Origin of the sequence: Mycobacterium sp. (genome assembly GCF_035697385.1) — a bacterium.
Taxonomy (GTDB): domain Bacteria; phylum Actinomycetota; class Actinomycetes; order Mycobacteriales; family Mycobacteriaceae; genus Mycobacterium.
This window is the reverse complement of sequence record NZ_DASSCY010000100.1, coordinates 1-2,303: the sequence shown is the minus strand read 5'-3', so window position 1 is coordinate 2,303 and position 2,303 is coordinate 1. Positions and strand designations below refer to the sequence as shown.

The following is a 2,303-nucleotide window of genomic DNA, read 5'->3' as shown; positions in this document are numbered from 1 at the left end:
GATCGCCGCGGGTCCGAGCTGGCGCAGATTGTCGGGGTTCAGCCGGAGCACCGAGGTGCGCTTCATGAAATCCAGCACCGACAGCCCGGAGGAAAAGCGTGCCCAGCGCGCGGTGGGGAGCACGTGATTGGAGCCGGCGCAGTAGTCGCCGAGACTCACCGGTGAGTAAGCGCCGACGAAAACCGCGCCGGCCGAACGTATCCGCGACGCAATGCGGGCAGCCTCGACGGTCTGGATCTCGAGGTGCTCGGCGGCGTACGCATTGACCGTGCGTACGCCGGCGTCGAGGTCGTCCACGAGAACGATTGCCGACTGCTTGCCTGTCAGCGCAGCGGTGACGCGCTCACGGTGCACGGTGGTCTCGAGTTGCACGGCCAGCTCGCGGTCGGTGGCGTCGGCAAGCTCCGGACTGGGAGTGACCAGCACGCTGGCGGCCATCTCGTCATGCTCGGCCTGGCTGATCAGGTCGGCGGCGACGTGCCCGGGGTCGGCGGTGTGGTCGGCGAGGATCGCGATTTCAGTTGGGCCTGCTTCGGCGTCGATGCCAACCTGTGAACGGCAGATCCGCTTGGCGGCGGTGACGTAGATGTTGCCGGGGCCGGTGATCATGTCGACCGGCGCAAGTTCGGACCCGTCGGTGTCGGTGCCGCCGTATGCGAGCAGGGCGATGGATTGCGCGCCGCCGACCGCCCACACGTCGTCGACACCGAGCAGCGCCGCGGCGGCCAGGATGGTCGGGTGCGGCAGGCCGCCGAACTCGGCCTGCGGCGGGCTGGCGATGACCAGCGAGTCCACCCCCGCGGTCTGCGCGGGTACCACGTTCATCACCACGCTCGACGGGTAGACCGCGTTGCCGCCCGGTACGTAGAGGCCGACTCGCTCGACGGGCACCCAGCGTTCGGTGACCGTCGCACCCGGCCCCAGGCTGGTCGTGGTGTCGCTGCGGCGCTGATCGGCATGCACGGCGCGGGCCCGCTCGATGGCGACCTCCAGCGCGGCGCGGACGTCGGCATCGAGCTGCATGAGTGCGCGCTGCAGTTCGCCGGACGGTACCCGGACCTGGGCAGGACGCACCCCGTCGAACGTTTCGCCGTACTCCAGGGCGGCCTGTGCACCCCGTTCGGCAACCGCGTCGACGATCGGGCGCACCTTGGGGACCACCGTGTCGACATCGACCCCGCCGCGCGGCAGCGCGGCGCGCAACTGCGCAGCAGACAGCCCTTGGCCACGCAGTTCGATGCGCGCCATACGCGGTGGCGATACATTCACGCTGACCATTGTCCCAGAGCTGCACAAATTGGTATTGGAGGCGTCATGCGTGCCAAAGACCACCCCAACAACGCGCCAGGGGTGCCGATGATTTTTCCACCCGTGGTGGAGCGGCTACAGATCAAGTACTTCAACCCGATGGTCAAACCGATCGCGCGTTTTCTGCCCGGGATGGCGACCATCAAACACCGCGGTCGCAAGTCGGGAAAACCCTACGAAACGATTGTGACCACCTACCGCAAGGGCAACGTGGTGGCGATCGCACTCGGCCATGGGAAAACGGACTGGGTGAAGAATGTGTTGGCCGCGGGCGAGGCAGATCTGCACCTCACCCGGCGAGATCTGCACCTCGTCAACCCACGGATCGTGCCCGCTGGAACCGGAGCGGAGGGATTGCCGTTCATGGCGCGACTGCAGGCGAACAAGGTCGCGGTCTTCGTCGCCGATATCGCTTGACCCCTGATGACACACTGACCCCATGGCGTGGGAAGTCTGGCTGACATTCTTCGGCGCCGCGATCGCGATCAGCGTGTCGCCGGGAGCGGGCGCCATCCAATCGATGGCGACCGGGTTGACGCAGGGCGTGCGGCGCGGCTACTGGAGCATCGTTGGGCTGGAGATCGGTCTGATGCTGCAGCTTGCCCTGGTCGCGATCGGACTCGGCGCGGCAGTGGCGAACTCGATCCTCGCGTTCAACATCATCAAGTGGATCGGTGTGGCCTACCTGGTCTACCTGGCCGTGCGTCAATGGCGCACCGCCACCGTCGATCTGCGTGAGCAGGTCGCAAGATCGGTCGACGGCGGGCGGGTGGCGTTGATGGTGCGCGGGTTCCTCGTCAACGCCACCAATCCCAAGGGCCTGGTGTTCTTCCTCGCCGTCCTGCCGCAGTTCGTTGTGCCGACCGCACCGCTGCTGCCGCAATACCTGGCGATCGGCGTGACAATGGTGGCCGTCGACCTCGTCGTCATGGGCCTGTACACCGGGCTTTCGGTGCGACTGCTCAAGTGGCTGCACACGCCGCGGCGGCAGACGA

At 67.0% G+C, this 2,303-nt stretch carries 3 protein-coding genes; 2 read left to right on the top strand and 1 reads right to left on the bottom strand.

The genetic code is table 11. The features are described from left to right. Nucleotides 1-1,248, bottom strand: a 1,248-nt coding sequence (hisD, locus tag VFH65_RS08835) for a histidinol dehydrogenase (protein WP_353320768.1), incomplete at its 3' end; no start/stop codon positions are given. A 66-nt stretch (nt 1,249-1,314) separates the two neighbouring features. Between hisD and VFH65_RS08830 the strand changes: the two genes are divergently transcribed. After that, a complete protein-coding gene (locus tag VFH65_RS08830) occupies nt 1,315-1,725 on the top strand; it encodes a nitroreductase family deazaflavin-dependent oxidoreductase (protein ID WP_353320767.1) in 411 nt (136 codons plus the stop codon). A 22-nt stretch (nt 1,726-1,747) separates the two neighbouring features. Continuing rightward, a partial coding sequence (locus VFH65_RS08825; RefSeq protein ID WP_353320766.1) for a LysE family transporter occupies nt 1,748-2,303 on the top strand: 556 nt, incomplete at its 3' end.

Excerpts from the sequence above, each read along its gene's own strand:
- VFH65_RS08830 (WP_353320767.1), top strand. The coding sequence starts at position 1,315 with ATGCGTGCCAAAGACCACCCCAACAACGCGCCAGGGGTGCCGATGATT.